Origin of the sequence: Cytobacillus oceanisediminis, assembly GCF_003182355.1 — a bacterium.
Taxonomy (GTDB): Bacteria; Bacillota; Bacilli; order Bacillales; family Cytobacillaceae; genus Cytobacillus; species Cytobacillus oceanisediminis_A.
Window position 1 is genome coordinate 30,552 of sequence record NZ_QGTW01000018.1, and the last position, 25,402, is coordinate 55,953.

29 protein-coding genes are annotated in these 25,402 nt (G+C 39.8%); 11 read left to right on the plus strand and 18 right to left on the minus strand.

Translation table 11 applies throughout. From position 1 onward, the window contains the following. Positions 1 to 6 precede the first annotated feature (6 nt). The 3 genes from DFO73_RS24585 to DFO73_RS24595 form a co-directional block, all read right to left on the minus strand. On the minus strand, positions 7 to 1,761 hold the full coding sequence (locus DFO73_RS24585; RefSeq protein ID WP_110067320.1) for an ABC transporter ATP-binding protein: 1,755 nt from the start codon (positions 1,759 to 1,761) through the stop codon (positions 7 to 9). 250 nt (positions 1,762 to 2,011) lie between these two features. Continuing rightward, complete coding sequence (locus DFO73_RS24590; RefSeq protein WP_110067321.1) at positions 2,012 to 2,470, minus strand: TlpA family protein disulfide reductase; 459 nt, start codon at positions 2,468 to 2,470, stop codon at positions 2,012 to 2,014. A gap of 108 nt (positions 2,471 to 2,578) precedes the next feature. Then, the gene (locus DFO73_RS24595) at positions 2,579 to 3,121 is read right to left on the minus strand and encodes a peroxiredoxin (protein ID WP_110067322.1); all 543 of its coding nucleotides are present in this window, start codon (positions 3,119 to 3,121) and stop codon (positions 2,579 to 2,581) included. A 373-nt stretch (positions 3,122 to 3,494) separates the two neighbouring features. Between DFO73_RS24595 and DFO73_RS24600 the strand changes: the two genes are divergently transcribed. Continuing rightward, on the plus strand, positions 3,495 to 4,355 hold the full coding sequence (locus DFO73_RS24600; RefSeq protein WP_110067323.1) for a mechanosensitive ion channel family protein: 861 nt from the start codon (positions 3,495 to 3,497) through the stop codon (positions 4,353 to 4,355). A gap of 205 nt (positions 4,356 to 4,560) precedes the next feature. Here DFO73_RS24600 and DFO73_RS24605 read toward each other — a convergent pair whose 3' ends face one another. The 3 genes from DFO73_RS24605 to DFO73_RS24615 all read right to left on the minus strand — a co-directional run bounded on the left by DFO73_RS24605 (position 4,561) and on the right by DFO73_RS24615 (position 7,515). Then, positions 4,561 to 5,685, minus strand: coding sequence for an N-acetyldiaminopimelate deacetylase (locus DFO73_RS24605; RefSeq protein WP_110067324.1), 1,125 nt, complete (start codon positions 5,683 to 5,685; stop codon positions 4,561 to 4,563). 71 nt (positions 5,686 to 5,756) lie between these two features. Further along, positions 5,757 to 6,467 carry a 2,3,4,5-tetrahydropyridine-2,6-dicarboxylate N-acetyltransferase gene (gene dapD / locus DFO73_RS24610; RefSeq protein ID WP_110067325.1) on the minus strand — a complete coding sequence of 237 codons (711 nt, stop codon included), beginning with the start codon at positions 6,465 to 6,467 and terminating at the stop codon, positions 5,757 to 5,759. 160 nt (positions 6,468 to 6,627) lie between these two features. After that, complete coding sequence (locus tag DFO73_RS24615) at positions 6,628 to 7,515, minus strand: LysR family transcriptional regulator (protein WP_110067326.1); 888 nt, start codon at positions 7,513 to 7,515, stop codon at positions 6,628 to 6,630. A 111-nt stretch (positions 7,516 to 7,626) separates the two neighbouring features. Between DFO73_RS24615 and DFO73_RS24620 the strand changes: the two genes are divergently transcribed. After that, a complete protein-coding gene (locus DFO73_RS24620) occupies positions 7,627 to 8,352 on the plus strand; it encodes a sulfite exporter TauE/SafE family protein (protein ID WP_110067327.1) in 726 nt (241 codons plus the stop codon). Positions 8,353 to 8,596: 244 nt separating this feature from the next. On the opposite strand, the gene DFO73_RS24625 is transcribed toward DFO73_RS24620, so the two are convergent. The 5 genes from DFO73_RS24625 to DFO73_RS24635 all read right to left on the minus strand — a co-directional run bounded on the left by DFO73_RS24625 (position 8,597) and on the right by DFO73_RS24635 (position 11,477). Next, positions 8,597 to 10,042: an MDR family MFS transporter gene (locus DFO73_RS24625; protein WP_258309758.1), complete on the minus strand. Its 1,446-nt coding sequence runs from the start codon at positions 10,040 to 10,042 to the stop codon at positions 8,597 to 8,599. Positions 10,043 to 10,249: 207 nt separating this feature from the next. Then, complete coding sequence (cbpB, locus tag DFO73_RS24630) at positions 10,250 to 10,696, minus strand: cyclic-di-AMP-binding protein CbpB (RefSeq protein WP_110067329.1); 447 nt, start codon at positions 10,694 to 10,696, stop codon at positions 10,250 to 10,252. Between the two features lie 81 nt (positions 10,697 to 10,777). Next, positions 10,778 to 10,921: a hypothetical protein gene (locus DFO73_RS28895; RefSeq protein WP_181396122.1), complete on the minus strand. Its 144-nt coding sequence runs from the start codon at positions 10,919 to 10,921 to the stop codon at positions 10,778 to 10,780. Between the two features lie 53 nt (positions 10,922 to 10,974). Continuing rightward, positions 10,975 to 11,124, minus strand: coding sequence for a hypothetical protein (locus tag DFO73_RS28900; protein WP_181396123.1), 150 nt, complete (start codon positions 11,122 to 11,124; stop codon positions 10,975 to 10,977). Positions 11,125 to 11,240: 116 nt separating this feature from the next. Continuing rightward, complete coding sequence (locus tag DFO73_RS24635) at positions 11,241 to 11,477, minus strand: YkuJ family protein (RefSeq protein ID WP_026583075.1); 237 nt, start codon at positions 11,475 to 11,477, stop codon at positions 11,241 to 11,243. A 184-nt stretch (positions 11,478 to 11,661) separates the two neighbouring features. Between DFO73_RS24635 and DFO73_RS24640 the strand changes: the two genes are divergently transcribed. Together DFO73_RS24640 and DFO73_RS24645 are read left to right on the plus strand one after the other, a co-directional pair. After that, the gene (locus tag DFO73_RS24640) at positions 11,662 to 12,612 is read left to right on the plus strand and encodes an MBL fold metallo-hydrolase (protein WP_110067330.1); all 951 of its coding nucleotides are present in this window, start codon (positions 11,662 to 11,664) and stop codon (positions 12,610 to 12,612) included. A gap of 60 nt (positions 12,613 to 12,672) precedes the next feature. Next, complete coding sequence (locus tag DFO73_RS24645) at positions 12,673 to 12,912, plus strand: glutaredoxin family protein (RefSeq protein WP_110067331.1); 240 nt, start codon at positions 12,673 to 12,675, stop codon at positions 12,910 to 12,912. A 46-nt stretch (positions 12,913 to 12,958) separates the two neighbouring features. Here DFO73_RS24645 and DFO73_RS24650 read toward each other — a convergent pair whose 3' ends face one another. From DFO73_RS24650 to DFO73_RS24660, 3 genes are all read right to left on the minus strand, one after another. Further along, on the minus strand, positions 12,959 to 13,669 hold the full coding sequence (locus DFO73_RS24650; RefSeq protein WP_110067332.1) for a DUF3993 domain-containing protein: 711 nt from the start codon (positions 13,667 to 13,669) through the stop codon (positions 12,959 to 12,961). Positions 13,670 to 13,910: 241 nt separating this feature from the next. Beyond that, positions 13,911 to 14,150: a hypothetical protein gene (locus DFO73_RS24655; protein WP_110067333.1), complete on the minus strand. Its 240-nt coding sequence runs from the start codon at positions 14,148 to 14,150 to the stop codon at positions 13,911 to 13,913. 85 nt (positions 14,151 to 14,235) lie between these two features. Beyond that, the gene (locus tag DFO73_RS24660) at positions 14,236 to 15,450 is read right to left on the minus strand and encodes an EAL domain-containing protein (RefSeq protein ID WP_110067334.1); all 1,215 of its coding nucleotides are present in this window, start codon (positions 15,448 to 15,450) and stop codon (positions 14,236 to 14,238) included. Positions 15,451 to 15,632: 182 nt separating this feature from the next. Between DFO73_RS24660 and DFO73_RS24665 the strand changes: the two genes are divergently transcribed. After that, complete coding sequence (locus DFO73_RS24665) at positions 15,633 to 16,427, plus strand: C39 family peptidase (protein WP_110067335.1); 795 nt, start codon at positions 15,633 to 15,635, stop codon at positions 16,425 to 16,427. 46 nt (positions 16,428 to 16,473) lie between these two features. Here DFO73_RS24665 and fadH read toward each other — a convergent pair whose 3' ends face one another. Beyond that, entirely contained in the window at positions 16,474 to 17,238 is a 765-nt protein-coding gene (gene fadH / locus DFO73_RS24670; protein ID WP_110067336.1) for a 2,4-dienoyl-CoA reductase, read from the minus strand. 260 nt (positions 17,239 to 17,498) lie between these two features. On the opposite strand from fadH, the gene DFO73_RS24675 reads away from it, so the two are divergent. The 5 genes from DFO73_RS24675 (at position 17,499) to DFO73_RS24695 (ending at position 21,614) form a co-directional block, all read left to right on the plus strand. Continuing rightward, complete coding sequence (locus tag DFO73_RS24675; protein ID WP_110067337.1) at positions 17,499 to 18,374, plus strand: metallophosphoesterase; 876 nt, start codon at positions 17,499 to 17,501, stop codon at positions 18,372 to 18,374. A 135-nt stretch (positions 18,375 to 18,509) separates the two neighbouring features. Next, on the plus strand, positions 18,510 to 19,007 hold the full coding sequence (locus DFO73_RS24680) for a L,D-transpeptidase family protein (RefSeq protein ID WP_110067373.1): 498 nt from the start codon (positions 18,510 to 18,512) through the stop codon (positions 19,005 to 19,007). 151 nt (positions 19,008 to 19,158) lie between these two features. Continuing rightward, entirely contained in the window at positions 19,159 to 19,767 is a 609-nt protein-coding gene (locus tag DFO73_RS24685; protein WP_110067338.1) for a PadR family transcriptional regulator, read from the plus strand. Positions 19,768 to 19,770: 3 nt separating this feature from the next. Next, positions 19,771 to 21,045 carry an MFS transporter gene (locus DFO73_RS24690; RefSeq protein ID WP_110067339.1) on the plus strand — a complete coding sequence of 425 codons (1,275 nt, stop codon included), beginning with the start codon at positions 19,771 to 19,773 and terminating at the stop codon, positions 21,043 to 21,045. A gap of 83 nt (positions 21,046 to 21,128) precedes the next feature. Continuing rightward, a complete protein-coding gene (locus tag DFO73_RS24695) occupies positions 21,129 to 21,614 on the plus strand; it encodes a YkyB family protein (protein WP_258309748.1) in 486 nt (161 codons plus the stop codon). A 29-nt stretch (positions 21,615 to 21,643) separates the two neighbouring features. On the opposite strand, the gene DFO73_RS24700 is transcribed toward DFO73_RS24695, so the two are convergent. Next, positions 21,644 to 22,549: a chemotaxis protein gene (locus DFO73_RS24700; RefSeq protein WP_110067340.1), complete on the minus strand. Its 906-nt coding sequence runs from the start codon at positions 22,547 to 22,549 to the stop codon at positions 21,644 to 21,646. A gap of 198 nt (positions 22,550 to 22,747) precedes the next feature. Continuing rightward, on the minus strand, positions 22,748 to 24,067 hold the full coding sequence (locus tag DFO73_RS24705; RefSeq protein WP_110067341.1) for an MFS transporter: 1,320 nt from the start codon (positions 24,065 to 24,067) through the stop codon (positions 22,748 to 22,750). A gap of 187 nt (positions 24,068 to 24,254) precedes the next feature. Between DFO73_RS24705 and DFO73_RS24710 the strand changes: the two genes are divergently transcribed. Continuing rightward, complete coding sequence (locus DFO73_RS24710) at positions 24,255 to 24,869, plus strand: TetR/AcrR family transcriptional regulator (protein WP_110067342.1); 615 nt, start codon at positions 24,255 to 24,257, stop codon at positions 24,867 to 24,869. Here the strand turns inward: DFO73_RS24710 and DFO73_RS24715 are convergent. Next, a complete protein-coding gene (locus DFO73_RS24715) occupies positions 24,866 to 25,330 on the minus strand; it encodes a DinB family protein (protein ID WP_110067343.1) in 465 nt (154 codons plus the stop codon). The two genes, DFO73_RS24710 and DFO73_RS24715, sit on opposite strands and share 4 nt — an antisense overlap. Between the last annotated feature and the right edge of the window lie 72 nt (positions 25,331 to 25,402).

Sequence of the window (25,402 nt, forward strand, 5' to 3'; positions counted from 1 at the left end):
CACCTCCTAGCCTGCATGTGATTGAAGAACCTTTTCTCGGTCCTGATATTGAATATCGTAAATTCTCTGATAAGGACCGTTATTCTTAAGCAGCATTTCATGAGTACCTCTTTCTGCTACAGCCCCATTTTCCAAAACCATAATTTCGTCAGCATGTTTAAGAGAAGAAATTCGGTGGGCAATAATAAAGGTTGTTCGGTTTGCCATAACTTCCTTCAATGCCTTCTGTATCCTGAATTCGGTTTCCATATCTACTGCACTTGTAGCATCATCCAGAATTAAAATGCTCGGGTCAGCGCAAATGGCCCGTGCTATAGCAATTCTCTGTTTCTGGCCTCCTGAAAGGCCCATTCCCCTTTCCCCAAGGACAGTATCGTAATTTTCTGGAAGCTCCATGATAAAATCATGAGCCTGTGCCCGTTTGGCTGCCTCAATAATCTCATCCATCGATGCATCGGGTTTCCCGAAAGCTATATTCGCTTTTATAGAGGAAGAAAATAAAAATGATTCCTGGAGTACAAAGCCAATGTTTCTTCTAAGTGACTCAAGAGAGTAATCCTTTACATTAACTCCGTCAATAAGCACTTCACCTTCAACAGGTTCGTAAAATCTTGTCATAAGCTGGGTAAGACTCGTTTTACCTGACCCCGTTGAACCGATTAAGCCAATGACCTTCCCAGGCTGTGCATGGAAATTAATTTTGCTTAAAGCATCTTTATCTTCTTCTGTGTATCTCAGGGTAACATCGCAAAATTCAACCTCCCCTTGCAGGCGTTCAACCGTGACGGAAGATTCTTTGCTTTCAATTTCATTATCAGCTTCCAATATCTCAAGCAGCCGTTCGCCTGATGCCTTTGATTGTGAAAAAAGGTTAACAATAAAACCAAGGTTCATAATTGGCCACATGATGTACCAAACAAGGCTATAAAAGGCGACAAGCTCCCCTGGCTTTAAACTGCTATTCATTACTAGATAGCCGCCGTAAGCCAGCAGTAAAACGACGCTTAAATTACCCAAAAACTCCATTAACGGAAAGTATTTAGCCCAAATATCCGAAGTAAACAGGTATTTGTCTTTATAGTCGCTATTCGAATTATTAAATTTATTGATCTCGTAATCTTCTCTTGATAGTGATTTCACTGTATTGATGCCGCTGATGTTTTCTTGGACTTTGGTGTTCAGGTGTCCGAACGATTTGCGTATACTCCGGAACGCCGGGTGGACCGCCTTATCAAACTTGAATGTGACGACTGCCAGAAAGGGCAGTGTTAAGAGAGTTACTATAGTCAATGAAATAGAATAGTAGAACATGACTGATATGCTGATTAAGATTAATAAAAAGAATCTGATTAGTTCTGAAAAACCGAATGAAAGAAAAAATCGAAAACCTTCTACATCTGCGGTTAACCGTGACATTAAGTCTCCAGTTTTTGCGTTGTCATAATATCTGAACGGCAAAAACTGCAGCTTTTCATAAAGTGCATTCCTGAGCTTGTAAACAGATGTAATACCAAATAAATCACCTGTATATTGATGGATATAGGTTGCAACACCTTTTACAGCCATGATGGCAATAAACCCTAAAGCCAAATAAGGAATCCATTCATATTTTCCTCCCATTACAACCTCGTCAATTGTAACTTGCAGAATCATGGGATAAACAACTGTTATAGCTGTTACTATAAACAGAAATAGAATTGACCACATAAAATAATTTTTAAACGGCCAATAATATTGCTTTAATTTTTTAAATGTTTCCATCTGCATCCCCCCTTAAGTTGTGGAAAATTTAGAAAAATTAGAATGTATTATTAAATATATCGGGTTTCGAAGTATTTATCTACCCTTTTTTGTGTGAATTTTCCACTTTTTTTAAAACCTCCTGTAGATGAGTTTATTCCAAACCCATTCGCATATTAAAATTGCTTCAAAAATCGGTAAAAAGGCTTAAATTTCTCTTAAAGTATTTTAGGCAAAAAAAAAGACCAGGCATTTGCCTGATCGCTTGTATTTACTGTTCGTTTTTCTTCATTTCATCCAAAACACGATTTACACGCTTTTCGAGCATTTTCATGCCGCTTCCACCAGCCTGAAAGTGACGAAGATTGCCGTCCTTATCAAAAACATAATAAGCCGGAACATATTGATTTTCAAAAGCTTCAGTAAGCTTATGTTCGCTGTCGACAAAAATAGGCTGTGAAATATCATGCTCTGAAGCTGTTTTCTTAATAACTTCAAGATCTAAGTCATCCTCGGAGCGAGGCATGTGCACAGCCACTACATTCAATTGGTCTTTATATTGATCACGGAATTCATTTACTTGCGGCATCGCCTCTTTGCATAAATGGCAGCTCACTGACCAGAAATGGATAAGTGTTGGCTTTTCACCAATTAACTTTTCCTTAGTCACTTCTCCATTAAGCCATTCTGTTGCGCCAGCCAGCTCCGGCATTGGTTCACGAAGTTTCATCGAAATTCCTCCTTATTATTGATGATTACGTATTAAATTAAAGCTGTTAGTGCAAGAAAAGACCTAACAATCGTTAGGCCTTTCCTATTTAAGTTATAAAATTCTATATTATAGAGTTTTTTGGCCTGGCTTCCAGTTAGCTGGGCAAAGTCCGCCAGTTTGAAGAGCCTGAAGCACACGTAAAGTTTCATCTACGTCACGGCCAATGTTGTTGTGGTTAACAACAGAGTACATTAATTCACCTTCAGGGTTGATGATGTATAGTCCACGAAGAGCTACACCTTCTTCTTCAATTAAAACACCATAGTCGCGGGATACAACATGGTTTGTATCTGCTGCTAATGGATATTTTAAATCGCCAAGACCATTGTCTTTACGGTCTGTATTGATCCATGCCAAGTGAGTGTGGATTGTATCAGTGGATACACCAATTACTTCTGCATCAAGATCTTCGAACTCATCGTAACGATCAGACATAGCAGTGATTTCAGTAGGACATACAAAAGTGAAGTCCATTGGATAGAAGAAAAGTACTGTCCACTTATCATTTTTCATGTTTTCTTCAAGACTTACTTTACCAAATTCCTTGTTAGCCATTACAGCGTCCATTTCGAAACGCGGTGCTTGTTTACCTACCATACGTTCTGGCATGTATAATCCCTCCATTATGTTTATTAAATGAGAATTTCTTATGTATATTCTCATTTGGACTATTCATTCACAACTATTATTATAGCGACTTTAACTTTTTGAGTCAATATTAAATTGTAATTAATTTAATTAGATACAAATTACAATTTAAGTAAATACAAGCCCATTACATGTTTTGCCCTTTTTAATTAAAAATTAAACAATTATTCGGCTTGTCCAATTGGTATATTTTCCATTTAAGTTTACCAAAACTGCAAGGAATAATAAAATGAAATGCTTTTTATGACGGTGCCATAATCCCAAAGTCCTGTTGCATATAAAGCAGCATTGCGTTAAAATGATGACTTTAATCAGACTGAAAGGGAGTGCAGGAATGGAGAAAATAAATTTCTCACAAATAAATTGGGAAGCCATCCTGATTGAAGCGGGAATTATTTTAATGAAGCTAGCAGCCATCTATATAGCATTTCTTATCGTAAAAGCTGCAGGGAACAAAATCATACATAAAAGTTTTGAAAGAATTAAAAACAAAGAAAAGGTTTCACCAGGCAGATCCAAAACTCTTGAAAGTCTGGTCAAAAACATTTTCTCTTATGTACTTATTTTTATTTTTATTGTAACTGTCCTTCAGATATTTGGAATTGAAGCAACTGCAATTCTAGCCGGCGCAGGAGTTGTTGGGCTGGCCATCGGTTTTGGGGCTCAAGGCCTGGTAAGCGATGTGGTAACAGGCTTTTTTATACTCCTTGAGAGGCAGGTTGATGTCGGAGATTATGTTACCACTGGAAGCTACTCGGGGATTGTTGAACAAATCGGTTTAAAAACGACGCAAATCCGCGGGTTTGACGGAACATTACACTTCATTCCAAATCGTGAAATTACAAGTTTGAGCAATCACTCGCGCGGTAATATGCGGGCACTCGTGGATATAGGAATATCCTATGATGACAATATTGATGAAGCAATCGCCGTCCTTCAGGGGGCATGTGACAAAATTGCTGCAGAAAACCAGGCAATTGTAGAAGGCCCGAATGTAATTGGCGTACAAACACTAGGTTCTTCCGATGTCGTCTTAAGGGTCATTGCCAAAACGGAAAACATGGAGCAATGGGCTGTTGAGCGGGAGCTAAGAAAAGCGCTTAAAGAAGCTTTGGATGCACATGGAATTGAGATACCATTCCCTCATCAAGTTCTTATACAAAAGCATGCCGGTACGGAACGTGAAAACGGGTAGTTTTTAGAAAAATAATGCTGATTCCGCGAAATCTTTTGGAAAAGGATCCGTAGAATCAGCTTTTTTATATTGGCTATGTTAAAGCTTATTTGATTTTGGCGCCCTGTTGATTCAGGCAAAGTTTTTCGTGAATTTAAGGCTTCAATTTGGTGCTTTTCTCCTGCCCCACAAAAAAAGATGCCTGCAGCAGGCATCCTCTATCAAATTAACCTTTATATTTTAAATAAGAGGCAATAAACTCAATTGCTTTTTCTATCGCCTGTTCATTAGGATTTAACTTGGCATGGTGCAGCCCGTATTCCGAATCGACGCCAAGCCAAAACATGAATCCTGGAATTTCTTCGAGCATATAGCCGAAATCCTCTCCTGTCATGGCTTCCCGGCATTCAACAACATTCATTTCTGTGTTGGCGCGGGTAAAATCCATGAATTCCCTGGTTAAGCTTTCTTCATTGTATACCTGGTGATACATGCTGCCGAAGTCAATGGCAGTTTCACACTCATACCCAACTTCAATGCCCTTTACAAGAGCCTGTACCCTACTTTTTACTTTTTCCATGGATTCAGGTGACAATGTCCGGATGGTTCCTTCCAGCCTTGCTGTTTCAGCAATTATATTTTGTACAGTGCCGCCCGTGATTTTTCCAATTGTAATGACTGCACTGTCAAGCGGGTCCACATTTCTTGAAACAATTGATTGAAGCTGACTGACTAATGCACAAGCTGCCACAACCATATCATTTGTTTTATGCGGATATGCTGCATGGCCACCTTTTCCTTTTAAATCGATAAAAAGTTCGGATGTGTTGGCGAACAGCAAGCCCTCTTTTAAGGCGATGGTTCCTACAGGATACTCGGGAGCAATATGCAGAGCGATAATCATATCAGGCTTCCATTCCTGCATAATACCTGATTTCAGCATTGGTTCTGCTCCGCCTGGCCCTTCTTCTGCTGGCTGAAAAATAAAAAGCAAGTCATCGTTAATCCGGTCCTCTGCGAATTTAGTGATCAGCCCCAAAGCAATTGCCATATGGAAATCATGGCCGCAGGCATGCATCTGCTCACTATGCTCCGATTTGAAAGGCAAGCCCGTTTCTTCAACAATCGGCAGCCCATCAATATCAGCACGGTACCCAATCATCCTGGAAGGGTTCTTGCCGCTGATTTTTACAAAAATACCTGTTTTCCATGTCTTTATTTCTATATTTTCTTGCGGGAGAGAATATAAGTAGTTTAATAAAAATTGCTGTGTTTTAAATTCCTGAAACCCCAATTCGGGTATTTTATGAAGTTCGCGGCGTATCTCTGTAAAAGGATTTGTCGCACCCATGCCAGCTTCCCCCTTCTATCTATTTAAGAAAAAGCGCGGATAGGAAATCCACGCTTTTTGCTTTATGGCAATTAAAGTTGACGAAGTTCCTGCTTGATTTCTGTTTTGGACTTTGTCTTCTCATCGATTTCTTTGATAACGCGTGCAGGTGTCCCTGCAACAACAGTGTAAGGAGGTACATCGTCAATAACAATTGCGCCTGCAGCTACAACAGCTCCCTTACCTACTGTTACTCCTTCAAGGACAACAGCGTTAGCACCGATGACAACATCGTCTTCAACGACAACCGGTTTTGCTGAAGGAGGCTCGATAACGCCTGCTAATACTGTTCCTGCACCAATGTGGCAGTTTTTGCCGACGGTAGCTCTTCCGCCAAGGACAACGTTCATGTCGATCATTGTGCCTTCACCGACTACAGATCCGATATTAATGGATGCACCCATCATAATCACCGCATTATCGCCAATTTCAACCTGGTCGCGGATAATCGCACCAGGCTCAATGCGCGCTTTAATATTTTTCATATCAAGCAAAGGAATCGCAGAGTTTCTGCGGTCGTTTTCGATAACATAATCTTCAATTTTTTCCTGGTTGGATTCGATAGCCTGGCTAATCTCAGCCCATTCGCCAAATACAACCCCAGTATTTCCGTTTAGAAAAGTTTTAGCAGATGGCCCGAAGTCGATCCCTTCTAAATCTCCTTTTACATAAACCTTTACAGGTGTTGATTTTGTGCTGTTTTGGATAAAAGATATAATCTCGTTTGCATCCATCATTTTCATATTAAAAGTCCTCCTCTATGTATAACTTTACAACTAGCATTACTTTAACAAACAAAAGCATTGAAAACAAGAAAAATAACATGGAATTTTCGTGTTAATTAATTGGTATACCTGACCTTTTCTGCTAATTCTGGCGTTCGAACTAGATAAGGAGAACCAACTAATTATTGCCTTCCTCTTCAATATGCTCTTTGATTAATTCAGCAAATGCCTGCACCTGTTTCAGCTGGAATGCAGATTCATAGCCCAGCAGCCAAGTATCGCGCTTGATGGGCATGTTATTTTCATCCAGCAAGGGAATCTTAAAAATATTTTTTTCTGCGCCATTCAAGGTAATAGCCGGAAGTATCGCATAGCCAATTCCATTAAAAGTCATCTGCTTGCATGTCTCGATTTGATCGACCACAATTGTCCGTTTCGGTGATGTCTTAAACTGCCTTAACCACCAGTCCTGGATTTCCTGGTAGTAGTTTGAATCACTCTTAAACTGAATAAAGGGACGGTCCGTTTCATGAACCTGTTCAGGTCTTGTAATCTCTGTATCTACAAGATAAAGGCTATCCTTGAAAAGAGGGATCTTTACACCTTTCCAGTCAGGCGTCCCGCGGATAATTCCTATATGTACCTGGTCATCATAAAGAGATTTTAAGATTTCACTGCTCCAGCCGGTTATCAAAGAAATTTTCGCTTGCGGATAGCGGCTGACGAATTTCTTAAGTACCTGCGGCAGCCAATTCTGGCCTACGATTGAAGCGACTGCTATTTTTAATGTCCCATGCACTTCCGAGTTAAGGGCTGTGATCGACTCCCTCACTTTTTCTTCCTTGGCAAGGACTTCATTTACAAATTGAATGACAAGTTCACCGGCCGGGGTCAGGGACAAGCCTTTCTGCGAGCGGATGAAAAGCCTGTTTCCCCATTCTTTCTCAATATTCACTAGGCGCTGGGAAAGGGCTGGCTGGGATACAAATAATCTTTCAGCTGCTTTTCTCATATTCATTTCCTGAGCCAATACCGATAGAAGGTGAAATTCTGTAAGTGAAGACATTTCCTCTCCCCTTTATAACTTTTTCTTATAGTATATCTTAATTTTATTTGAATTTCATTATCAAGAGAATCGGAATAAAATGAAATCAGGAACAGGAGGTGGAGGAAAAAAGTGGAGCTTTTCATTTTTACCTTTATTGGGTTTATTGCAGCATTTATTGGCACATTGGCAGGCAGCGGAGGATTGATTGGGATGCCATCATTGCTAATGCTGGGTGTTCCAATCCATACAGCCATAGCTTCAGCTAAGTTCTCTAATATTTTCAGCTCATTTTCAAGCTTCCTTGTGCTCCTTAAGGAAAAAAAGATCACTTTTGCACCTGCAGCCAAGACTGCTCCCTTTGCATTGGGTGGAGGAATTACAGGAGGGTTGCTGGCAAATACGCTTTCAGAAAAAACGATGACACTCATTGCTGTGATATTGCTTTGTTTTGCTCTCATTCTTACAATTATAAAAAAACCATCTGAAAAGGAAGGGGCTGAAAATACAAAAGGTACTTACCCTTACCTGTATGGCATCGGCGTCTATGACGGCATGTTCGGCCCTGGGCAAGGGACATTGCTGATGTTCATGTACTTAAACAGAGGCTTTTCCTATTTAAAAGCAATGGCCTTTACCCGGTTCCAAACCTTTGTCAGCTGTTCAGGTTCCATTTTTTCATATGTAGCTGCCGGCAATTTCAATATCAGCATTGCCATTTTCCTTGGCATCGGATCCATCATCGGGGCCCAAACAGCAGTCAGATTGGCAAACAAAATCTCTATTAGAATACTCAAATTGCTGCTGCATACAATTACAATCCTTTTAATCATCCAGCTTTTAATAAAAATCTTCTAACAAAAAAGCTTTGCATTTCGCTGCAGAGCTTTTATTTAGGCTCTATTAAATTTGCCTGCTGATTTCCGCTCCAGGCACTAAAGCGAACCGCGGGTGGTCAGGGAGCCTCCTCAGCGCGCTTGGGGGATCTCCCTTTGACACACTCCTCCTGCTGGAGTCTCGCGCGCTCCTCTCCATTTAACAGGGTGCCAAAATCAACAATGGGCTTTAACAAAGCCTTTAAATAAATAAAATTTTAACGACTTTAGGCAGCAGTATCCTTTTCATGCTTTGGCAAAGCAATGACCAATATAAAACTGACTACAGCAAATAATAAAACAGCATAGTAAACCGAGTGGAGCGAGAAGGTCAGCCCATCTTGAAGCACCTCTTTAACTCCTGCATCCATATTATTCCTTGCTTGTTCATTTAAAAGCACGTTCGCTGAATCAAGAGATAAATCAGCATCAATATCTTCACCATTTTTCCGGATAAATGACTTTATCTGGCTGTTTAGAATCCCGCCCAGCAATGCTGCACCTATGGTGTTGCCAAGGTTTCTCATAAACATATTGGCGGCAGTTGCTATTCCCCTTTGTTTCCATTCAACCGTACTTTGGATAGAGACAATAAAAGCAGTGCTGGTCAATCCCATACCTGCACCGACAAGGAAGCTGCCTGAAGCTGCCCATAACGGTCCAGCTTCAGGAGTAAGTGTGACAAATACAATGCTGCCTAAAATAAGGAATATTCCGCCTAATACTGACGTACTTCTGAAACCAATCTTCAGCAGCAGCTTCCCTGCAACTGCTGCAGCTATAGGCCAGCCAATTGACATCGTTGTCAGTGTGAATCCAGCCACAATTGGCGATCTTTCCATAACACCCTGGACAAATGCAGGCAGAAAACTAGATATGCCAATCAGCATTACGCCAGTCGTCAAAGAGGCCAGGTTTGCAATCAGGATGGGCTTTTCTTTCCAAATGTTAAAAGGCATCATGGGCTCGGCAGCTTTTTGCTCCTGCAGGATAAATAATATAAATGCAATTACACTCACAGAAATCAGGCTGATTGCTTCAATTGAATTCCACGCCCAATTTGTCCCGCCTTCTACAAGTACAAACATCAGCGAAGAAATTGAAACGGTTAAAAGAACAGCCCCAGCATAGTCGATCTGATGCTTTTTTCTTTCAACGTTTTCATGCAGGAAGATCCATAAGCCTGCAATAGCCATTATGCCAAGCGGAATATTAACCCAAAATACATAGCGCCAGCTTACATATTCAACAAGAAGGCCACCAATTGCCGGGCCCATTATGGCTGAAATCCCCCATACACTTGATAAATAGCCCTGAACCTGTGCCCTTTCCTCTTTTGTGTAAATATCTCCGACGATTGTAGTAGCAATTGGCATTACGGCACCAGCACCAAATCCCTGGATTAGGCGGAAAATAATAAGCATGGTCATGGACTCCGCAAAACCGCATAAAATTGAACCGATTAAAAATACAATAATACCGAATGTCAGAACCGGCTTCCGCCCAAATAAGTCAGACAGCTTGCCGTAAATTAAAACCGTAACGGCATTCATTAACAAGTAAGCTGAAAATACCCAGCTGTATAAAGCAAAGCCGCCTAAGTCACCAACAATGGCAGGCATAGCTGTTGAAACAATGGTTGCCTCGATTGCACCCATGAACATCGCGAGCATAACCGTAGCAAGCACAAAAGGCTTTTTCGTTACTTTTCTCTTTCCGTCAGGCTGCTTCTTATGTATGACTTGGCCCAAACAATTTCCCCTCCAATAGGATAAGAAGAACGCAAAACAAAGGACCCAAACAGAAAGGGAATTAAATAAATGCGTTTTCTTATCCATTAAAAATAAAGCAAGCTCCCTCAGTTGGGGAGCTGAATAAATTTATTTTTTATTTAATCTTCTAAGATGCTTATTCAACTGGTCCAATACAGTTCTTCGAGTCAGAATCCCTTCAAAGTAGCCTTCCTTGTTTTCCACACACAAAAAAGGATGATCAACTAAAAGAGCGATAGACTGCTGAATTGAAGCGTCAATATCAAGCCGCGGAATTGTACGGTTCATAGCCTCTTCCACTCGTTTTTTTTCCAGCATTTCAAATTCAATCCGCTCGAGACCAAGAATGGAATCCATGATAATCGGAGTACTGATTAAACCTTGCAGTTTATAATGCGGATCAAGAACCGGAATGGCTGTATAACCGCTTTTCGTCAAAACCAAAAGGGCGTGTTCCAAATTATTTCCCACCTGGACATGTGCTACCCGCTCTGAAGGAATCATGAAATCACTCATGTTAAATTCTAAAAATTCCTCGCTATGAAGACTAATCATCGCCGAAAACTCCTCAAAAAAAAGTTATGAATCCCTTTTATTTTATCACAGTCCCCGGCAATTTTCCCCCTTTTTACATCATCATCCTTTGCTGGTTTGAATATCCTTAACCTCGTAATGGCAGTTGGGGCAGCGAAAGATCACATTCTGATTAGACTGGGCAGTCAGTACTCCATCAATTTCTTTTTCAGCCATACAGCTCGGACACTTAACAGTTGGCATCATAGTATCACCTCTTTTTTATATCCTTTTCTATCTCTCAGCAGGGTATGTATGTTTTACTTTTTAGAGCCTTTGATTTCTTCAAGAATTTTTTTCATATCTTCAAGTGTTTTCCGGATCATGACTACTTCTTTTTTTGTATTGATTAAATCCGCAAGCATAAGAAGCACTGTAAAAAAAAGAAGGATCACTATTAAATAATACATTTCGCACCTCTAGCAATTTGTTTAAGAAATTATATCATATTTCTAAAAATCCCCGGAGGCAATTTCCAGTAAAATAAAAGGAGCCCTTAAAAGGGCCCCTTATGTATGTGGTGAAATTATTGGATCAAGTCGAAAATTTCGATGGTGATCATATCAATATTGTCAAATTGATATCTTTTTGGCTTCTCTTTATCGTTATATACTTCTAATTCAAATGTTTCATTTTTTGGATGATAGGTAACCTGGCATTTCCTTTCTCCATTTACCTCAAAAAATCTCTGCATTGGCTCTCCGCCTGTTGATTGTTCCTGCAAGCTTTTTAAGCGTGTTAATATACCTTGAAGCTGTGACATGCTCTCTCTCCTTTCAAAACAAAACCCATAATCATACATTTAGGTTTCTCTTTTGGCATGTTTCTATCCTTATGAATTGAATTCAGAATATTCAACCTTAGTTACTTTACATACCAATATTAACAGAATAAAATAATGTCATGTGTTTGTACAAGCAAAAGCTTTATAAAGGGTGTGAATTTTTTTGAAAAAACCTGAAAAACTGGCTGAAAATCTTTATTTAATTGATGATTTTGATCTTTCATTGGAAAAACGTACCGGTACATATGTTTTAACGGAAAAAAAATTAACTTTGATTGAAACGTCCGCCAGCCCATCAGTCCCCTATATTCTTGAAGGACTAAAACAGCTCCAATTCAAACCAGAGGACGTTGACTATATCATCGTTACTCATATCCACCTGGATCATGCTGGAGGTGCTGGCCTGCTCCTAACCCACTGTCCAAATGCAAAATTGGTTGTCCATCCAAAAGGAGCCAGGCATTTGTCAGACCCTTCCCGCCTTATTGCCGGCGCAAAAGCTGTTTACGGTAATAAATTCGATGACCTATTTAATCCGATACTTCCTGTTCCGGAAGGAAAAATAATCATTAAAGAACATGAAGAGGAGCTTACAATCGGTTCCGGGTGCACCCTAAAGTTTTTTAATTCCCCAGGGCATGCCAACCACCACTTCAGCATCTTCCATCCGGCATTAAATGGGATGTTCACCGGGGATACCGCTGGGGTAACCTATCCTCAATTAGCGGTCGAAGGCATTGAGTTATACTTGCCCTCAACTTCACCGAATCAATTCAATCCCGGGAAAATGCTGCACTCTATTTCAATGTATGAAAAAATGGATTTGGATTATATCTTTTTTGGACATTACGGCATGAGCCGGAATCCGAAAGAGGTTTACAGGCAAATCAAAGAGTGGATTGAAGTTTTTGTAAAAGCAGGCAAGTTAGGGATGGCTGAAGGAGGTTCCTTTGAACAGCAGACGCATGCAGCAAGAGACGAGCTTGCCAGCCGGGTTAAGGGATATCTTTCTGAGAAAGGTGTACCTAATGACCATCCAGTCTTTGAGACCCTTTCTATTGACATGGAAGTATGCTCAATGGGTTTAATTGATTATCTTCAAAAAGCAAATTAATTGATTACTCAAGACCCCTGCACTATGATGATAGTTATTAAACCCCGGGAGGACTTTAAGTTGGAGGAAATTATCTTGTATACACAGCCGGAATGCCCCCCCTGTGAAATAACTAAAATGTTTTTAAAAGAGTATGGATTTTCTTTTACAATAAAAGATATTAAAAAAGATGCAGCAACTCACAAAGAGTTGACCCAGCAGTATAATTCCTACTCCACCCCGACCATTGTCATCGGTGACATGGTCATTACAGGATTTGACCTGGAAAAACTAAAAACAGCGCTGCAAATTAAAGAATAAAAAAACAGAGCATAAAAGCATCACATTGCTTTTATGCTCTGCTGTTTTAATTGGAAGCCAGCTGGTCATTTAATTTCTTATGTTCAAATAGACCAAGGACTCCCTGCCTATTGTCTGTTAACAGCATGCTTCCTGATCGGAGGAATGCATCAAAAGGGTCTAATAAAAAGCTGAATTGGTATGCTGGCTTATTAACCCAAACCGGTTCGTCAGCTGCTTTGAATGTAGTCTTTTCCGATTCTTGCCTGGATTTCTCTGCTTTTTCCAAGATATTTTCAGGTATTTTTTCACCTAGAAATTGTGCGACTTTCATTTGTCCTTTATCTTTTTCAAGCAATACCCCTTCATAATGGCTTTCATAGCCTACTGGACCTTCATGGTTTTCCGGAAAATATTCAAATACATAAATCTTATCTTTGTCTGAAACTACCTTGGTATCATCCGAATACGTAAAAAACGGAATGTAAAAATGTGCGGCATCCGATCCGTAGATAAAATACTTTCCATTTTCAGAAACAAGATTTTCATCCAGAAATTGCTTTTTGGGTGTTTTCAAAAAATAAGGTGTAAGCATTCCATTAACTTCTTCCAGACTTCGTTCTTCCTCACTTAACGATACTTGTGCCTGGAACGCTTCCTGTAAAAATTTGTATACTTCCTCATTGTTTATGAATCCGCTCTCTGCGTTAGGATGGGAAGGAATCACTGCGAACATGGCTGCAAAAGTAAATAAAAATCCTAATAAGTGCTTGTACATTCCAATCTCCCTTTCTTTATCGCTCTATATTTACACCCTCAATTTTACCAGCAAATGAATGATCTACCAGCTACTTTCGTTCCCGAAATTCTCTTATGTTTTGACAGGAAAATTCTTTTCTTGTTTTAAATCTACCCGTATTGACAAAGAATTAACGTTTTATGCGAGAAAGTGCATCTTTAACTTTTATGTAAATATTGCTAATTATTATTTATATAAAAAAAGACCCTGCCCGGGTCTTTTACCAATTCCATGTAAAAGCAAAATACATAATCAATGCAAGCACAATGCCAAAGAAAATAGCATAGGTCAGAAAAACAGGATTGCGCAAATAAGCATGCTTCTGTACCTTATCAGGGATTTCCGTATCAATATCTCCCCTGACAGCTTTTCGTTCTTTTGCAACAAACAGGGTATACACTAAGGAATATACAAGGACCCCTGCTCCAATAAATAAAAGGATCAAAGTAAACATACTCATTTTTTAATCTCTCCTCAAGGAAAGGTTCTACCCATACAATTCCTCAATAAGAGACTGTTTATACTAGTTATTTATCTTTATCCCTCTATAATAATCCATCATGCTCGTAAAGATAATTGTATGATAAATCCACAAATAAATAGTCATCCGCATTTAGGGGAAATGAAAAAGTCCTTACCGTTTCGCCTGTTTCAATATCGGTATACAAATCGGAAAGAATGCCTTTTTTGTTTATTCTCATCTTCATGATATTTTCCAGAAAGTATGGGCGCCAGCTCCAATTTTTATGGAGATATTCTTTCTGGAGAACCCATCCTCCGTCCTTTTTGAAAAAATTTGCAGATTTCTGAAAACCATCTTCATCACAGATATAAAGGCGAAAAGCAGCTCCATCCAAAAGCTGCGCAAGATGTTCCAGACTTTCTTCATAATTGGTTATCTTACGGTTTTTATTAATAAAGTCATTAAGCTTTTCGTTAAACTCCAGTGTTACCTTGTAAAGCGATTCAAGCTTTTTCTTTTCATGGGTAATAAACTGATGGCATTCATTTTTGAGTTTTTCTTTTAGCAGGTTTCTTTCGGTAAAATCTTCTGCAGGTTTTTGTAAATAATAACCCTGATAGTAACGTCCGCCATTTTTCCAGGCATATTGCAGCTGATATGTCATTTCTATATTCTCAAAAAGCAAGCTTGCGCCAATTTTTCTTGCGAGCATGGATAATGAATAAAGAATATCGTTAAAATTGTATGCAGAAGCTGTTGAGCGCATAGAAATTAAGTCAACCTTTAATATGTCCGGAGCCAATTGTCCTATACGGTCAAGGTGGCTGCTTTCATTGCCAAGTTTATCGATTGCTAATTTAATTCCATAAGTCCGGTAATAATTTAAAAGATGATCGAGATGGTCGATATCCCCTTTGTAATTTCGCTCTGTAATTTCCAGGACAATGCGGCCGAGGCTTATGCCTTTTTTTTCATACTCACGGAGTGTGTTAAGGAACTGTTCTCCATCATTATGCATAAGCAGATCTGCATCTCTGTTTACAAACAGCAAAATATCTTTATCGAGATCAAGTGCTTTTTCCAAAGCCTTTTTTAAGATTTCATAATCAACCTCGAGCCTAAATTCTTCAGGAATGTTTTCATCCTGAAAAAAAGGCCCCAGGCTGACAACTCCCGAAGGTCCCCTATACCGTCCCAGCACCTCATAACCAATGACACGATGCTCATCCGCACTGAATATTGGCTGGAAATAAGGAAACACATTATCCAAATCTGTAAGAATATCCAATGCATCCATGTCCATTAGCCTCCCTATGTATATTAATGAATTATTATACCATATTCTCTTTCATCATTTACTATTCAAAATACAGGTTCCACAAATTGATAAATCCGCTTGGTTTTCCATAAGCTTAACCTTATACTAGGGCCCTCCTCTTCACAAGCTAAAACCAGGACATCAATGAAAGAGGGTATTTCATGAGGAATTTCCTAATTGTTTTCCTTCTTATTCCTTTGCTTGGATGCGGTCATTCCGAACCTGTGAGTCCAAAAGGGCAAGAGGCCAATATGTCCTCAAGTGAAGTGGACAGCCAAACCCGGACAAAGGCAAAGGAAGAACAGCCGCAAACGCAAAAATTCACAGCCCTAAACACAAATACGGCTGTAAAAGAGAAAAAACGCGCTGTAATGCTTGATGTTCCATTGATCAGCCAAAATCCGGAGTTAAAATACGGATGTGAAGTTACAAGTTTGACGATGGTTCTGCAATATGCAGGTGTGAAATTGGGGAAAATGGATTTGTACAATAGCGTAAAAAAAGAAAATGATCCGCTTATCCGGTATAAAAATGATATTGTAAAATGGGGAAACCCTGCAGAAGGATTTGTAGGTGATATGACTGGAAAACATGCAGGGTATGCTGTATTCGATAAACCCATTGTGGAATTGGTAAATAAATTCCTGCCGGGAAGAGCCGTTAATTTAACCGGCCAGGACTTTGAATCAGTCTTAAACCACGCTTCCAAAGGGCTTCCTGTTGTGGTCTGGACTACAGGTGATTACAGGCTTCCAGACCGCTGGGAATCATGGACCCACGGCAGCCAAACCATTAAAACACCTTTAGACCTGCATGCTGTAGTACTAGTTGGCTACGATGACAACTATGTTTATTTAAATGACCCGCTTTCCGGCAAGAAACAGGTAAAGGTTTCAAAAGAACGCTTTATTTCTTCATGGAAAGCTTTACAATCAAGAGCTGTCAGCTACCAATAGATGATGTTTAACCGGCTGATTAAATCAGCCGGTTTTATGCATGACCTTAAAATGGGTTTTGATTAAGCCACTGGCCTCCATCCATGGCAATGCACTCCCCGTTAATATACCCGGCATTTTCTGAAAACAGGAAGAAAGCCAATTCAGCAATTTCTTCAGGCTTGCCTAGCCTGCCGAGAGGGACACTTTGAAGCGTTCTCTTGGCAGCTTCTTCTGATTCCCAAAGCCTGTCTGCCCCGCCAGTTCTTTCTATTGGGCCAGGGGCAATAGCGTTGACCCTTATTCCGTGCCTTCTGCCCCATTCAACAGCCAGCGTTCTTGTCATGGATAGTACTCCCGCCTTGGCGGCTGCCGAGTGGATTACACCTGCACCGGCATCCCATGCATATGTAGCCACCATATTGATGATACTCCCTTTTATGCCTTTTTCAATCCAGTATTTACCGACTTCACTAGAACAATAAAAGGTTCCGTTCAGGACAATATTAATTACAGAATTCCAGCCATTGGCGCTTAATTGCTCTGCCGGACAGATAAAATTGCCTGCTGCATTATTGACAAGGAAGTCTACCTGTCCGAAGGCATTCAGCGTTTCGTTGAGCATATGTTTTACATGTTCAATTTCACGCACATCCATTTGAACCGTCAGAACTTTTCCAGGGGAAGCTTCAATTTCTGTTTTCGCCGCTTCCAGCCGTTCTGGATTTCGGCCGGTTATAACCACATTAGCCCCTGCTTCCGCAAACCTTTTAGCCATATATTTCCCCATTCCGCTTGAACCGCCTGTCACAATAACTGTTTTATTCTTCAAAACTATTCCCTCCCAAAAACTGAATGATCATTCATTTCCTATTTTACCACTAAATATGGAATTTTCGAACTATTTATTTTTTAAAATTTTCCCAAGCTGCAACAGGAAAAAGAAGTCAATAAAGAAAAGAGTTATTCCTTCTTTTTAATAGCATAGTTTGATAGTATTAGAAGGTACGGCTAAAAGAGTGCCAAGCCGGGCAAATGCCTTTAAGTTTGGTATTCCGGAGCAAAATTTGAAAAGATAGGTTGGTAAAATAAATGCCGAAAAAAGTGTCCAGAAGATCCTTTTTAAAAAAAACGCTCGGTTTTGCTGCTGCCGCTTTCGGTTTAAGTGCGGGAGGCTACTATTATGCACGCGATATAGAGCCCCGGCTTTTGGATATCACAAACCATAAAATTTCTAATAATGCAATTCCGCAAGCATTCGACAATCTTAAAATAGTCCAATTCAGCGATACACATCTCGGTTTCCATTATGATTTGGATCAGCTGGAAGAATTAATTGAAAAGATAAATAAAATTAAGGCAGATATTATCTTTTTCACTGGTGACTTAATGGATGAGCCCAATAAGTATTCAGAGGCTAATCAAATACCTCCTCTTCTGCAAAAAATCGAAGCACCTATGGGTAAATTTGCCATTTACGGAAACCATGATCATGGCGGTTATGGATCTGACATCTATAAATCTATTATGGAGGAAGCAGGTTTTATCCTCTTACTTAATGAAAATCGTAAAATTGAGGTTTCTGGAAGCAGCATCCATGTTATCGGAATTGATGATGCCATGCTGGGAAGGCCGGATATTAAGCTTGCTGCAGAAAACATTGCGGAACCTTCCTATAAAATTTTATTGTCACACGCACCTGATTTGGCTGATGGAGCCTCTTCCTTTGGCATTCAGCTACAGTTAAGCGGCCACAGCCATGGCGGACAAATAAAAATACCTTTTTTCGGTGCACTGGTTAAGCCGCCATATGCAGAAAGATATCATGAAGGCTTTTACGAGATCGGCAGCCAGGAGCCCCTAACCCTCTATGTTAACAGGGGATTAGGCACAACCCGCCTGCCCTTCCGATTTTTATCCCGTCCTGAAATGACGGTATTCACATTACACTCCGATAATGGGAACTAAAGAAAGAAAGCAGCTATTTGGCGGGCTTTCTTTTTTCATGGGCTGCCTTCTTTCCTTACCATACTTTTTACAAGTTCCAAGATCAACTTTGTGGGCATATATTTGATTAGACCTTTAAAGAAGGGAATGATTTTTATTTATCATATTGTAAAGCAAGGTGAGACTCTGGCGATAATCGCGAGAAACTACCGCCGCTCTCTCAGGCAGCTGTTTGCAGCCAATCCTTCCATCACAAATCCCAATCTAATCTATCCCGGGCAGCAAATATTAATCCCAGGCCTTCCAAACCCGAATACAATTCCATACACCATCGTCGTTTCACGTGGAAGAAGAAATTTAACTCTTTTAAAAAACGGTGCTGTTCAAAAGGTGTATCCAATCGCTGTAGGCAAAATGCTTACCCAAACGCCAATCGGTGAATTTGTTATTGTAAACCGAGAGCCTAACCCCGGCGGCCCTTTTGGTGTGATGTGGCTATCCTTATCAAAATCCGGATACGGGATCCACGGGACAAATAATCCTGCATCAATTGGCCAATATGTTTCCAAAGGCTGTATTCGAATGTATAACGAAAATGTATTGGAATTAGCCCGGATTGTTCCCAATGGCACCAGGGTGCTCATACAGCCGTAAAGAATTTTCTTTTTAATAAATCCCCTTTATAAGCTTTCGTCGAAAAGGCGAGAGCTTTTTAATATTTTGGTTGATATTACCTCAAATTTCACATATCATAATGATATATCAATCTGATATATAGAACTAACACATGGAAGGGAGAATCTTTTTGTCTGTCGAGCACACATTACTAGCTGTTCTCAGCTTTTGGCCCAGCACCGGCTATAACATTAAATCTGAATTTGAGCATAAAGCGGCAGGTCTTTATTGGGGAATGAGCTATGGAAGCATCTATCCGAAATTAAAAAAACTTGAGGATGAAGGATTTATTTATACGGTCGAACAGGAGGATGAAGGCCGGAAGAAAAAATTGTATGAACTTACCTCTAAAGGCTGGGAAGAATTTGAAAACTGGCTAAAAGCTCCTCCTTCCTATCCAGTCATTAAAGATGAATTGCTAATGAAGATGTCCACCTGGCATGAGGATATGGATTATGATATTTTAATTAGCCATTTAACAAAAAGAAAGGAAGAAACAGAAGATATTCTCAGGTTTGTAAAAGAGTGGCCACAAATTGGATATTCTTATATCAGCAAGCTTGGCACTTTGTCAATTCGCTTTGCTGAAATGAGATTGGAAACTGAATTGAAATGGATTGCAGAATCAATAGAGGCATTGAAAAAAGATGACCTTCCCGATGGCCAGGACCCCCATGGAAATACGGAAAAACTGCTTGAACGGCGGAGAAAGGCAATTGGCGAAAAAAAGGAGAAATGATCAATGAAAGCAGGCATTTTTAAACCTTTAAAATTGAAGCCCTTCCGCTCGCTATTTGGCGCCCAGCTTTTTTCCGACCTTGGAAACTGGCTGGATTTTATTGCCCTCCAGGTTATTGTTGCCTACCATTGGGGCCTGGATGAAACCGCTATTGCTTCAGTCATCATTGTTCTGGGACTGCCCTGGGTAATAGTTGGTCCCTTCGCTAGTGTATTCGTCGATCGATTACCAAAAAAAGCTGTCATGATTGTTTGCCTGCTTTTAAGAGTTTTATTTGTGGCAGGTTTATTTTTCGCTCCAAACCTTTATATCTTGCTATTGTTTGTATTTTTAAAAGGTACCGTGTCTGCCCTATATGACCCTGCCAGACAAAGTGCCATCAGGATGATTGTTCCTGATAGCCTGCTTCCGGAGGCGGTCACTCTTAGCCAGCTTTCCGTTAACACGATGAAAATCGCTGGTCCTGCTTTAGGTGGCGTGATCATAGCCCTTTTTGGCCCGAAAAGCCCCTTCTTATTTGAAGCAGCCGGGTTTTTAATAGCTGTCATCTTTTTATTGTTTCTCCCTAATTTAACGGATCTTGAGAAATCGGAGGAAATTGAACCTGCAGGCAATCCGGAAAAACGAAATTACTGGTTTGATTTTTCAGAAGGCATTAAACATATCGCACATACTCCGCTGTTAAAAATATCGATCATTTTATCTTCCGCCGCATTTTTTATTATCTTTCTATATGACGGGCTTCTCATATTTATCGCCCAGCATCTCGGATTCAGCGAAGGCAATTTTGGGCTGCTCATAAGTGCGGTGGGATTCGGAAGTGTTGTAGGCTCCCTCTTATTGGGGCAATGGACAAAATGGAACCGAAAACCGATTCATCTGATGGCTTCATCAGCGGTCTTTAGCGGCACTTTAATTTTATCTGTTGGATTGGGAGGGCTGGGTTTTCTTGATTTACCGCCATTCGTTTGGATAATAGGTGCATGTCTGCTTGGCTTGCTAGGAGCGGGTGAATCTGTTCCATATGGCTATGTTCTGCAGTCTGAAACTCCCAAGAACATGATGGGAAGAGTATCGGCAGCCGCCATGTCCTTGCAGACTTTTTCCATGCTTATGGCTCCTGCAGCAGGAGCGCTGCTTGCTAAATGGCTGGGCGTCCCTTCCGTTATGATTGGAGCGGGAATGGCAACTATTTTATTGGGGTCATTTATGCTTCTGGCCATTATAAGAGGAGGAGCTCTCAGCCACCCAGCCAAAGAAAAACACATTCGGGCGTGAAACCCTTCCAAACAACTTGTATGGATACGCATGTTGGTTTTATTGAATAAAAGGGGTATAATAAGGCTATACCCCTTTAAAATATGAAAGGAGCCATAAAATTGAATTCGGAAAAGAAACAAAATCCCCATCTGCATCCAACGGTTGAAAACCTCTCACAAGCCATCTTCACCGTTAACCGCCATGCAAAAACAGCACCAGACCCTAAGTTTTTATATAAGCTCAAGCATGATGCGCTTCAAAAACTTATTAAAGAAGGAAAAGCCAGCAAGGTAGGCCTTCACTATTCAGGCAATCCAAAAAACAGCCAGCAGCAGTCAGATGTCTTAGTGAAATGCGGAAATTATTCTTTTCACCTGCCGCCTTCCAAGGAAGACTTCTCGCACCTTCCACACCTTGGAAAACTAGATTCCTATGTAAGAAATCCTAAAGCTTCTCTATCTCTAAACACTGCGAAAAAACTGCTCATGACTTATACAGGCTTAAAAGAATATAACAGCACACCGCACCAGAAGAAACCGCGCTATGAAAAGCCAGTATTCAAGAAGCTTGGCGAAAGTTATTTTTAAGAGCAAAAAAGCTGGGGAAACCCAGCTTTTTATAATGCATATTGATCAATTAGAAGCACCAGCTCAGCAATCTCGGGCTTGCTTACCTGAGCATCTGCACCCACCATTTGCCCTTTATGGCGGAGATCCTCCGTTATCAGGGAGGAAAAGATAATAACAGGAATGCCGGAAAGCTGTGGATGATCTTTTACCTTCTTTGTGAGATGATGGCCATCCATTTGCGGCATTTCAATATCTGTTATAATTAACTGTATTTCCTGAGTTATATTAGATCCTTTTTCAATGAGAGATTCCAAATACTTATAAGCAGCATGCCCATTCTCAAAAAATTCAACATTGGAAAAGCCGGCTTCATTCAAAGTATCATGCAGAAGCTTTCGCAATAAAGGCGAATCCTCTGCAACAATCAGCCTCTTATCTGACCTCTCCCTCTTGCCGAGCTTCTGTACCTTTTGGATGCTAATCCCCGAATCAGGATTGATCTCCGTAACCATTTTTTCAAAATCTAATAGGAGGACCATTTCCCCTTGAAGCTTGATCACACCGATTACTTGGCTATCTGGCCCCTGATACATTTCAGATGGCTTTTCAATCTGGTCCCAGGAGATTCGGTGGATTTGTGAAACATTATGTACATGGAAAATAATTTTTTGCTGATTAAATTCAGTAACAATAAACTTATCCTGCTGCAGATTTTCAGAAGGCTTCATTCCCAGTGAAGCAGCCACATCTACTACCGGAAGAACTTCTCCCCGCAATTCCATAATCCCTTCAATGTGCCTATGAGAATGCGGTACCGGAATGACCTGCTCCGGATTGATAATTTCCTTTACTTTTATGACATTAATTCCAAATTTATTTCTCCCAATTGAAAATTCAACAATTTCCAATTCATTTGTTCCGCTCTCCAGCAGTATGCCTTTCTTTTGCTCCATTTCTTTCGCCCTTCCTATCTGTAGTAAAGCATTTTCTCTACTAATATACCATGAATGGATAATTTTTCTTATGAAAAGTTCAAGATTAGTATGAAGGAAGACCCTAATTTAAAATGAATATTATTTAAAAGAATATAAAAAAGCAAGCCGATTGGCTTGCTAATGTAGACGCAACTTTAATTTAGTCCTCTTAAGTACTTATGCAGGGTTGCCATCCTCTTTGATTCTGGAATGAATAATTAATCCTATTAAAGTGAGAATCATTAAAGATCCTAGAGCCATTCTGCTCGCCAGATTTCCATATTCCGCAAAGATTAAGGTGATGCTTCCGTAAATGAGCGGGCCAATGATAGAAGAAACTTTTCCTGAAAACGCAAAGAGACCAAAAAATTGCCCTCTCTTATGATCAGGAGTCAATTCCACTATATACGTTCTCGTCGTTACCCACATGGAACCGAGAGCAATACCAAACATGCTGCCGGCTATCCAGAACATCAATTCATTCACAGAAGCAACTGCTATCGCAAGCGCAACCAGGAGGAGAACTCCCACATATTTAACAGCTTTGTTAGGCCCTTTCGCCTTGGTTATATAGCCAAATGCAAAGGAACCAATGATACTGGAAACAGTCGAAACGAGATAAAGCAAAATGAATTTGCCTGTAGTAAAGCCTACTATCGTTTTTGCATAAACGGCCATCATGGCAATTGTTGTTGCAATGGCATCATTCAAGAAAAAATATGCAATCATAAAAGTGAAAATGGCTTTGTAATGTTTCATTTCTTTAAAAGTCTGCCAAATTTCCTTATAACCCGATAAAAAGCTTTGTTTTTCTTTTAATTCAAGCGGCTTATCCTTAACAAAGAAAAATAGAGGCAATGAAAAAAGCATAAATAATATAGCTGTAGGTATAAACGCTTCATGGAAACCGTCATCCCCTACAAATAAATAAACCGTCAGGCCTACAAGGGTTCCTATATATCCGACTGCAACGCCAAATCCAGAGATTAAAGGTATGTCTTGCTTCGTCCCCAAATCCGAGATCATCGCATCATAAAAGACCAGGCTAGAATGGTAAAAAAACTTGGCTATAACAAAGCATAAAATGACCAAGGCCAGATAAATTGGCAGCCCAAGAACTTTTCCGCTAAATTGGCTTGTTGCAAAGACTCCCATTAAAATAGTTGCCAGTACAGTGATCAGCGTAAAGGCCACTATATATTTCTTCTTTTTTCCAGTCCTGTCTATCATGACTCCAAATAAAGGAGAAAAAAGCACAAGAAAAAAACTCGCAAGTGCATTCGAATAAGAAATAAAGGTACTGGCAATCTGGTTTAAAACTTCATTTTCCCCTATTACTTCCTGGAGATAAAAAGGAAAGAAGATCGTATTTATATTGGATGAAAAAATAGTATTTGCAAAATCATAAAGTGCCCAGGATACTATTGGCATTGTCATATAGAGCCGCCAGGAATTCAATTTCCCTTGTTTGCGAAGCTCCGTTTTTTCAACTTCCATTTCATCAGCCCTTTCTGGTAAAAAACACCTTATTCCTTATTCAAGACTGGTCAGAAAAACCCTTTTTATTTTGTTAATTTTTAAGAAAAACCTAAATTTGAAAGTTTTCGTAAAAATTAAATGAATATTTTAATAATTATTTTTTATTATGCTATAATAGCAAGTATTATATTTAAGGTGGATAATAATGAAAAGGAAGGAACAAAAAGAATATACAAAAAAATTAATCTTTAAGAGCGCAGTAGAGCTTTTTAAGAAGCAGGGATTCCAAAATACAACTGTCCAGCAAATTACCGACCATGCAGGAGTTGCCAAAGGTACATTTTTTAATTACTTTCATTCGAAGGAGTCTGTTCTGCATTTAGTGGGACAATCCCAGCTTAAGCTGTTGCATGCTTTTTATATGGAAGTCATTGACAGCAGCGAATCAATTGAAGAAAACCTTTATAAGCTTTTTAAATTTATGGCTATTAAAAATGAGGAATACGGACCGATCCTTCTTTTATCTATTTTCCATATAAGTACGGTAGTAAAAGATTTTCAAATCTCTGAAACCCGGCTGGCCTCTGAATTCAGGTCCATATTAATTAGCTTGATTGAAGAAGGGAAAAAAAGAGGTGAATTTAGCGAACAGGCAAATGCCCCCCGAATTGCCAAAATGATTGTTAACTCGTTCTTCGGCACTTTATTTTATTGGGTGCATCATTCTGAGGTGGAGTCTTTGCCTGCTTTGCTGAGCGATGTAATGGCATCTTATATTACTGTTATAAAATCACAGCCCAGTATACTTGACCGGTGTTAATTGCTTACACCGGTTGCTTCCATTATCTGCTTTTTATGGTGCAGATCATGCTCAATAAAATCAGCAAAATAATCACGAATTGTTAGAGAATGCTTTCCAATCATAAATAAAATATCCAAGCTTTCTTCTGTCATATTGCCGAGCATTTTAAGAAACTGTTCTCTAACAGCCAAAAGTTCGTCAATTATCTTAATTTGATCATGCTTTTCAGCGTATTCCTTTGCAGCATCATTCACACTTTGAAAATCCGGAAAGCTTCCCAGCTCTGTACCTTCTTTGAATAGCGGAAAACGTTCCTTGAGTGAATATCTGTCCCAAAAGAGCAAATGTGCAACCACAGCTGCTACTGGCCATTTCCCTTCTAAAACAGGCTGATGCCAGCTATTCTGTTCAAGTTTTTTCAAAGACTCCAGCCATAATGAAAATGACTCGTAATGATTGATAATATCTTGTTTTTTCATTTAAATCCTCCCTTTCCTAAAATTATATTCCACACCCAGAGAATAAATCCTTTATTGCTAATAACAATAATA